Consider the following 9,331-nt stretch of genomic DNA (forward strand, 5'->3'; position numbering starts at 1 on the left):
GACGGTTTTCCTCGCGCGGATGCGGGCTCCTGCCGGCACAAAAATGGTGCATTTTCATGCCTTGACGCCCGTGCCGGTGATGACAGGTTCGGAGCGCCGGATTGTAGTGGATTTGCGAGACGCGTGTAACGGGGGCATGCACCTGTTCCGCGCATCGAAACGAGGCGCGGCCCTGATGCAGCGTGTATCGGTCCAAGAGCAGTGATTCGGCCGGCTGTCTCAGGCCGGCAGGTAGGCGAGCCGCACGTAGATAGGCGCGAAGGGCTCGGCCTGGGTGATCTCGATCAGCGATTCGCGCGACAACTCCAGCATGGCGATGAAGTTCACCACCACCACCGGCACGCCGCGCGACGTATCGAACAGTTCCGAAAACTCCATGAAGCGGGCGTTCTGCAGACGCCGCAGGATCACGCTCATATGCTCGCGCACCGACAGTTCCTCGCGCGAAATCCGGTGATGCTGAACCAGCTTGGCGCGCTTGATCACGTCGGCCCAGGCGGCGCGCAGGTCTTCGCTGTTCACGTCCGGGAAACGCGGCGTGATGCTCTGCTCGATGTAGACGTCGGCGCGCAGGAAGTCGCGGCCGAGTTGCGGCAAATGGTCGATACGCTGTGCGGCGAGCTTCATCTGCTCGTATTCGAGCAGGCGGCGCACGAGTTCGGCGCGCGGATCTTCCGCTTCCTCGCCGGTGTCGGCCCGCTTGACCGGCAGCAGCATGCGCGACTTGATCTCGATCAGCATCGCGGCCATCAGCAGATATTCGGACGCGAGTTCGAGATTGGTCTGGCGCAGCTGGTCGACGTAACCCAGATACTGCGTGGTGACGTCGGCCATCGGAATGTCGAGCACGTTGAAGTTTTGCTTGCGGATCAGGTACAGCAGCAGATCCAGCGGTCCTTCAAACGTTTCGAGGAAGACTTCGAGCGCATCCGGCGGGATGTACAGGTCGGTCGGCAGCTTGAAGAGCGGCTCGCCGTACAGGCGAGCAAAAGCAATGCCGTCGACGATGTCGGGCGTCGAGTCGGTCGCGGGCGCGGCGAGCGCGGCGTCGGGCTGCGCCTTGACGGCGCGGGCCTCGTCGGCAGTGCTCACGCCTAGAAGTTCTGGTAGTACTTGTAGGCGGGCTGTTCGACGCGCGAGGCTTGCTGTTCAGCGCGTTCTTCCAGATCGATCGGCTGCTTGTCCCACAGCAGCGAGCGGCCGCGGCGCTGTTCGGCCTCCAGAGTCGGCTTTTTTTCCTTCAACTGATTCAGGAATTGCGTGATGTCCGATTGATACATGGCTCAACGTCCGTGATAGAGAGGTGGCGGCGGCCATTGAAGCAGGCGCGCCGCTGAGATCCTTCGCAATTTTACAGCAAGCGTCGGCCGCAAGCGAAAAGTCGCGGAATAGCGGCCGGCCCGGCGCGTCCAGGTCGGGCGCAGCGGCGGCGGGAAAGGTCTGGCAGCCCGCACCGGCAAGGCACTCGCGGTTTGCGTGGCTAATTTCGAGATCCTCGCGCGGCCGCGCCGATGTGGTCAAATAGCGTGCTCCCGGTCGCCGCGGCGACCGTCAATCGAAACCACTCAATAACCACGGCGGCGGAGGTCCTGTTTGGCAGGGTGTGCAATCGAACCGTCGCGTGTGCGGCACGGCAAACCGGGTAGGCGGCAGGGGCGTCTTGCGCGCCGTACGCCGGACACGGCCCGGCTGCTGCGCGCGTCGTTTGCATGGTTTGCGTTCGGCCTCGTCCTGCTCGCGTTCGGCAGCAACCCGGCGCGCGCCGCCTATAAGGTGGAAATCGAAGCGTCGCCGCGAGCCGTGCGCAAGCTTCTCGAAGAGCACCTGGATATTGCGCGCTTCGCAAAACGCGACGATATCAGCAATGACCAGTTCAACTTTCTCGTCACCGCCACGCCGCAACAGGTGCGCGATCTCACCGCCACCGCCGGCTATTTCACACCGGTCGTGCGGACCGACGTGCGCACCGTCGAAGGCAAGCAGCAGGTCACCGTCACTGTCGATCCAGGCCCGCAAACCACGATTTCTTCGATCACGCTGTCGTTTCGCGGACCCGTGCTGAGCGAAGATCCGGCTCAGGAGAACGCCACGCGGTTTGCCTTTTCGCTGCATGAAGGCGACCCGTTCTCGCAGTCAGGCTGGGACGACGCAAAAAACGCCGCGCTCAAGGCGCTGCAGGCGCGCCGCTACGTGGCCGCAAAGATCTACCGCTCCGAGGCGCGCATCGACCCGCGTACGCACAAGGCGAAGCTGACCGTCGCCTTCGACAGCGGCCCCACCTTTACGATGGGCAAGCTCGAAGTGTCCGGCACGCGGCGCTATCCGGAGCAGATCGTCCACAACGTGAACCCGATCTCCGAAGGCGCGATCTACGACGTGCAGCGCGTCGCCGAGCTGCAGCGGCAGTTGCAGAACACGCCGTACTACGCGAGCGTCGCCATCGATGTCGGCAATGACCCGGCCAAGCCGCTCGATACGCCGGTGCGCGTCAAGGTCAGCGAATATCCCTACAACAGCATTCGGGGCGGCGTCGGCTATGCGACGGACACCGGCCCGCAGGTGCAGGGTTCCTATTCGTACCTGAACACCTTCGGCAAGGCCTGGCCGTTCACGGTGGCGGGCCGCATCGACCAGATCCAGCAGTTCGGCCAGATCCAGCTGTCGATGCCGCCAGGACAGCATGCATGGACCAACAGCGCGCTCGCGTCCTACACGACCACCGACGTGTCCAACACCCGGATTTACAGCATTCGCGGCGGCTTGCAGACGACGCGCACGTCGCAGTATCTCGACTACGGCTACTCGCTCCTCTACTACCAGGACCGGTTGGACCAGAACGGCGCGCCACCGCAGACGAGCCGCGCGCTCGTCCCCGCGTGGACGTGGACGCGCCGCAATACGGACGACCCGCTGTTTCCGCGCTCCGGCAACCTGGTGCACGTCGAAGCCGGCTTCGCGGTCAAAGGCATCCTGACCGACCAGACCTTCGGACGCGTCTATGCACGCGGCATGCAGTACTTCCCGATCGGCAAGGAAGACCTGTTCCTGATCCGCGCCGAACTGGGCGGCGTATTTACTTCGGGCAGTTCGAGCGGCGTGCCGGCGTCGCTGCTGTTCCGTGCGGGCGGTTCGAACTCGGTGCGCGGCTACGGCTATCAGAGCATTGGTAACAGTGTCGACGGTTCGGTGTTGCCGACCAAGTACCTCATGACCGGCACCACCGAATATCAGCACTGGTTCAACCACGACTGGGGCGGCGCGGTGTTTTTCGACATCGGCACCGCCACGGACACGTGGGGCGAGAAAGAGTTTTTCCCAGGCGTGGGGTTCGGCGTGCGCTGGCGCAGTCCGGTGGGGCCGGTCAACGTCGACCTGGCCTACGGCATTCGCGACAAGGACGTGCGGCCTTATCTGACATTGGGCATCGCGTTCTGAGCGGGTTGTCCGAGCCGGATTGCCCTTATGACCCTTAGGAGTTTTGACTTCATCAGCGTGATTCACATGTTTCGAGTATGACGACGGACTCACCCGCCACTCCTCCTCCTCAGACGCCCGGCGACGCGACACCGGGCGGCCCCGACACGCCACCGCCCGCGCGCCGCGGACGACGGCTGTGGAAGGCGCTCGTGTGGGCGATGGGCGTACCGGTGCTGCTCGTCGCGCTGGTAGCAGGGGCCCTGTACGGCGCCGTGGCGACCGAGCGCGGCACGGCCTACGCGTGGCAGGCCGCGGTCAAGCTGCTGGGCGGCCGCCTGTCGGGCACGCTGGAGGGCGGGGCGCTTGCCAACGGCGTGCGGCTGCGTCAGGTGGAATGGCGCGCGCTGGATGGCAGCGGCACCGACATCAAGGTCGATCGCGTCGCGGGACAGTGGACGCTGACTGGCCGGCCGTGGCGGTTTGCGATCGATTATTTGCATGTCGGCACGATCGACGCGCGGATCGGCTCGTCGTCGTCCAGCGGCGGCCCGACGGAATTGCCCAAAGACCTGCGCCTGCCGATGCAGCTCGAGATTCGCGACGTACAGGTCGACAAGCTGTTGCTGCACCAGGGCGGCTCGACCACGGAGTATTCGCACTTCATGTTTCATGGCCGCAGCGACGGCGTGCATCACGAGGCGTCGATCGAGCGCCTCGACACGCCGTTCGGTGCGGTGACGGCGGCTGCGAAGCTCGACGGCGTGCGGCCGTTCCCGCTGACGGGAGAGGTGGGCTATTCCGGTAAGGTCAACGAAGAGCCGGTGCAGGTGGCCGGTCATCTGACGGGGTCGCTCGAAAACCTCGTGGCCGAACTCGATGCGAGCGGCATGAAACTCGCGGGTCACGCACGCGTCGAGGCGACGCCGTTCGCCGACGTGCCGCTGCAACGCGCGACGCTCACCTTCGATCACATCAATCCGCAGGCCTTCGCGCCCGGCGCGCCGCTCGCGGATCTGGCGGTGCGGGCGGAGTTGGCGCCGGTCGATGCGGGCGCGGCGGGGAGCGTGGCGGGTGCCAGTGGCGTGAGTGCTGCCAGTGGCGTGAATGCGGCCAGCGGCGTGAATGCGGCCAGTGGCGTGAGTGCGGCCAGCGCGAACGGTGCGGCGAGCGGCATGAATGTCGCTGGTGCGGCGAGTGCGCCAGCCGGCAGTGAGACTACCGCCGGCGCCGGCGGCGCCCCTGACGCCACAGCCGCTCAGGCTGCCAAGCCTGCTGCCGGCTTCGTGGTTGCGGGCAACGTGTCGATCGTCAATGCGAAGCCCGGCGCGATCGACGAGCATCTGCTGCCTTTGATCGACGCCCAGGCCGACGTGCGCCTCGACGCGCACGCGCAAAGCCTCTCGAACCTGAACGTGCGGCTCGTCAAGAACGCGCTCGTCACCGGTTCCGGCTCGCTCTCCGGCAAGCGCGGCCAGCTCGATCTGAACGTCGCCCGTCTCGACCTGAATGCCCTCGAGGCGAGCGTGCGGCCCACCCAGCTCGGCGGTCCGATCAACCTGCGCCTGAATGACGACGTGCAAAGCATTACCCTCGATCTCACCGACCCGAGAGCCGCGCTGCGCGCCCAGGGCAAGGTGACTTTCGACCCGGCCCGCATGAGTTTCAATGACGTGAAGATCATCTCCGGTCGCGGCAGGATCGATCTGTCCGGCGCCATCAAGCACGACGCGAATTCCACCTACAACCTGAAAGCACAACTGACGGATTTCGATCCGCTCGGCTTGACCTCGCAAATGCCGTCGCGCACGCCGGTCGATGCGCCGAAGCCGCGGACCCGCGCCGCGGCAAAGACGGCGGCGCCGAGCGCAAAGGCGCACGCCGTGGCCGGCAACGCCCCCGCGAAGCATGCGGCGCCCGCTGCGTCGCACCAGATCGAAGCGCGCGTGAACGGCACGCTGAGCGCCGCCGGCGTGCTCGGCCCGACCTTTACCACCAAGGCCGAGTTCAAGCTTGGCGAGAGTTTCTACAACGGCCTTCCATTGACGGGCGGCGGAACCATCCAGCTGGCCGGCTCGCGGATTCTGCCGAGCCGCGCCAATCTGTCGGTGGCGGGCAACCAGGTCGATCTGCAAGGCAGCTTCGGCGCGCCGGGCGACCGGCTGCGTTTTCATGTCGACGCGCCGCAGCTCGAGCGCCTTGGCTTCGGACTCGCGGGCCTCGTCGCGGCTGATGGCGACGTCACCGGATCATTTGCCCATCCCAATGTGGTGCTGAACTACAAGGCCGACAGCGTTGCGTTCGGCGCCAACCGGCTCGGTCATGCCGAAGGCCACGCCGAATTGCGCGACGGCGCAAACGGCGCCATGGTGTTTACCGTCGACGCGGGCGACCTGAGCACGGCCGGCGTCACGCTCGCCACGCTCTCGGCCCATCTGAGCGGCACGCGCGCCAAACACACGCTGACGGCACAGGCCACCGGCAAGCTGTATGACCGGCCGCTCGACCTGACGCTCGCGGCCGGCGGTCGCCTGACCGACGCCCACGACGGCACGCATTGGGACGGCACCGTCACGCAACTGCAAAATCGCGGTACGCCCGCTTTGAACCTCGAAGCGCCGCTCACCGTCAGCACGGGTCCGAGCCACCTGACCCTAGGTTCGACGCGGCTCACGCTGGAAGGCGCGGTGCTCGATCTGAAGTCGTTTGCGCTGGATCACGGGCGCATCCAATCAACCGGCTCGATCACCAATATTTCGCTCACACGCCTGATGGAACTGCGTCAGGAGATCAGCGGCGAGCCGCCGCCGCTGAAGACCGATCTGGTCTTCGACGGCGATTGGGACTTTGCGCTCGGCAACGCGGCGAGCGGTCATATCCAGTTGAAGCGGCGCGCCGGCGACGTGACGGTCGAAGTGGGGCGCGGCATCGCCTCGCTCGGCATTACGGACATCGCCGCGCGCGCCGACTTCAGCGCCGGCAACCGGGTCAACGCGACGGTTCATGCGCAGGCAAGCCGGATCGGCGTGATTGACGCCGATGCCCACACCTCGTTGACCATGCACGACAACGTGCTCGGCCTCGACGAAGAGTCGGCGCTTTCCGGGGCGATCAACGCCAACTTGCCGTCGCTGAAGACGACCGGCGGCCTGCTCGGCCCCAGCTATCTGCTCGACGGCCAGCTGGCACTCAAGCTCGCGCTAGCCGGGACGGTGGCCAAACCCAACCTGTCGGGCTCGCTGACAGGCGACGGTTTGTCCGCCACCATGGTCGACCAGGGCGTGCAACTAAAGGACGGTGTGATCCGCATTGCCTTGTCGCAGAATCTGGTCGACTTCCAGCAGGTCGAGTTCCACGGTGCAAGCGGTACCTTGCGTGCCACGGGCCGGGTGCGCCTCGACGGTTCCGAACCGGATCTGACCGCGAACATCGTCGCGGACAAGCTCGAAGTGTTCGCCTCGCCCGATCGCAAGCTGTCGCTGTCGGGCAATGCGACGGTGGCCAACGGCGGCCATCTGGGCGGCATGGAGATCAACGGCAAGTTCGTGATCGACCATGCGCTGTTCGATATGCCCGAACAGGCCGCGCCGTCGCTCAGCGACGACGTGGTGATCGAGCGTCCGGACGGCACGGTGCCGGGCGAGATCGCGCCGGGCGTGCCGGGCGCGGGGAAGCCGGTCGGCCGGTTCGCGCCGCGCGCGAATATCGACATCGACCTCGGCAAGGACTTCCGTTTCCGCGGCCAGGGTGCCGACCTCGGGCTGACCGGCACGATCACCGCGCTCAGTGCGCCGGACATGCCGTTGCGCGCCGTCGGCAATGTGCGCGTCACGCCGGGCTCGACGTACACGGCGTTCGGCCGCAAGCTCGGCATCGAAAACGGCTTCTTTACGTTCAATGGCCCGGTGGCGAATCCGGGCATCAACATCCTCGCAATGCGCCGCAACCAACAGGTCGAAGCCGGCGTCCAGGTAACGGGGACGGTCGACGCGCCGGTCGCCAAACTGGTTTCCGAGCCGAGCGTGCCGGACAACGAAAAGCTGTCATGGCTGCTGTTCGGTCACGGCACCGACCAGGGCAATAACGTCGCCCAGCAGAGTGCGATGACGAGCGCGCTTGCGCTGCTCGGCAACGCGGGCGGCAAGCGGATTGCGCAGACTTTTGGACTCGACGAGTTTTCGATCGGCACGAGCGACGTCGGCCTGACCGATCCGCAAGTGGTGATGGTGTCGAAGGCAATGAACCAGTGGCTGGTGATGGGCTACGAGCAGGGGCTGCAGTCCGCGGAGAACGCCTTCAAGGCGACGCTCAACCTGACCCGCTTCTGGTCGCTCACGCTCTATGGGGGCACCTTCCAGGGCATGAACGTGCTGTACACGCGGCGTTTTGACCGCTGGCCGTGGTTCGGCGGTTCGTCTGCGCAATGACGGCCGCGACGGCCGTGATGGCAGCGACGGCAGCAACGGCAGCAACGGCCGTGATGCTGTCAGGCTGCGGCGCTGTCCGTTGCGCTGCATAAAAAAAAAGCACGTCGTCTGACGTGCTTTTTGCGTTCCCGGGTGCCGGATCCGGCACCCGTTCGACACGGCCCGCGGCCTTTATTTCACCCGCATGCCCGGCTTCGCGCCGCTGTCCGGCTCCAGCACGTAGATGCCCGGCTCGGCTTTTTCGTCGGCGGCCGAGGCCGCCAGCACCATGCCTTCGGAGAGGCCGAACTTCATTTTGCGCGGCGCGAGATTCGCCACCATCACGGTCAGCTTGCCGACCAGTTGCTCCGGCTGATAGGCCGACTTGATGCCTGAAAATACGTTGCGGGTTTTTTCTTCGCCGACGTCGAGCGTCAACTGCAGCAGCTTGTCCGAACCTTCAACCGCGCGGCAATCCACGATCTTTGCAATGCGCAGATCGATCTTCGCAAAGTCGTCGATGGAGATGATGCCGGACGCATCGTCCTTGTCATCAACCTTGCCGTTTGCCGCGGCCACGGCCTTCGAGGCCTTGGCGCTGGTTTTCGCAGCCGCCGGCGCGGCTGTTTCCGTGGCTTGCAGGGAATCGCGGTTGGCGGCGAGCAGTGCTTCGATCTGCTTCGGATCGACGCGCGTCATCAGATGCTTGTACGCGTTGATGGGCCGCCCGGAGCTGAGCGGCACCGCCACGTCCGACCACTTGAGCGGTTCGATGGCGAGGAATGCCTCGACCGCTTCCGCGAGCTTCGGCAGCACCGGTTTGAGCGCGAGCGACAGCAGGCGGAACGCCTCGACGCTGACGCTGCAGGTCTCGTGCAGCGCCACCGCGTTGGCCGGATCTTTCGCCTGATCCCACGGCTTGGCGGTGTCGACATAGGCATTGACCGCGTCGGCCAGTTCCATGGTCTGACGCAGCGCGCGGTTGTACTCGCGCGCCTCGTAGTTCGCGGCAATCTGCGGAATGGCGGCGCGCAGCGTGCCGAGCAGCGGATGCTGCATGGCACTGTCCTGCACCCGGCCTTCGAAACGCTTGATCAGGAAGCCGGCGGCGCGGCTCGCGATGTTGACGTACTTGCCCACGAGGTCGCTATTCACCCGCGCCTGGAAATCGTCGAGGTTCAGGTCCAGGTCTTCCATCGTGGCGTTGAGCTTGGCCGCGAAGTAATAGCGCAGCCACTCCGGGTTCAGGCCCGTGTCGATTACGCTTTGCGCGGTAATGAAGGTGCCGCGCGACTTCGACATCTTCGCGCCGTCCACGGTCAGAAAACCATGCGCGAACACATTGGTCGGCGTGCGATGGCCCGAGAACTCGAGCATGGCCGGCCAGAACAGCGTGTGGAAATAGAGAATGTCCTTGCCGATGAAGTGATACTGCTCGGCCTTCGAGCCCTTGCGAACCCACGCGTCGAAGTCGAGACCGCGCTTTGCGGCGAGGTTCTTGAAGCTCGCGT

General features: G+C 65.4%; 6 protein-coding genes. 3 read left to right on the plus strand and 3 right to left on the minus strand.

All coding sequences use genetic code 11. The features are described from left to right. The coding region (locus VGH41_RS03595; protein WP_331595969.1) for a hypothetical protein at window positions 1-205 on the plus strand (205 nt) is incomplete at its 5' end. Between the two features lie 14 nt (window positions 206-219). Here the strand turns inward: VGH41_RS03595 and VGH41_RS03600 are convergent. Further along, on the minus strand, window positions 220-1,092 hold the full coding sequence (locus VGH41_RS03600) for a ScpA family protein (protein WP_331595970.1): 873 nt from the start codon (window positions 1,090-1,092) through the stop codon (window positions 220-222). 2 nt (window positions 1,093-1,094) lie between these two features. After that, on the minus strand, window positions 1,095-1,280 hold the full coding sequence (locus VGH41_RS03605) for a DUF3460 family protein (RefSeq protein ID WP_331595971.1): 186 nt from the start codon (window positions 1,278-1,280) through the stop codon (window positions 1,095-1,097). Window positions 1,281-1,692: 412 nt separating this feature from the next. Here VGH41_RS03605 and VGH41_RS03610 point away from each other — a divergent pair, with 412 nt between their 5' ends. Together VGH41_RS03610 and VGH41_RS03615 are read left to right on the plus strand one after the other, a co-directional pair. Continuing rightward, window positions 1,693-3,435: an autotransporter assembly complex protein TamA gene (locus VGH41_RS03610; protein ID WP_414696598.1), complete on the plus strand. Its 1,743-nt coding sequence runs from the start codon at window positions 1,693-1,695 to the stop codon at window positions 3,433-3,435. Between the two features lie 77 nt (window positions 3,436-3,512). Beyond that, window positions 3,513-7,841, plus strand: coding sequence for a translocation/assembly module TamB domain-containing protein (locus VGH41_RS03615; RefSeq protein ID WP_331595973.1), 4,329 nt, complete (start codon window positions 3,513-3,515; stop codon window positions 7,839-7,841). A 171-nt stretch (window positions 7,842-8,012) separates the two neighbouring features. Here the strand turns inward: VGH41_RS03615 and metG are convergent. Beyond that, the coding region (metG, locus tag VGH41_RS03620) for a methionine--tRNA ligase subunit beta (RefSeq protein ID WP_331595974.1) at window positions 8,013-9,331 on the minus strand (1,319 nt) is incomplete at its 5' end.

The sequence above is a fragment of the Paraburkholderia sp. genome, assembly GCF_036488795.1.
In the GTDB taxonomy this organism is placed as follows: domain Bacteria; phylum Pseudomonadota; class Gammaproteobacteria; order Burkholderiales; family Burkholderiaceae; genus Paraburkholderia.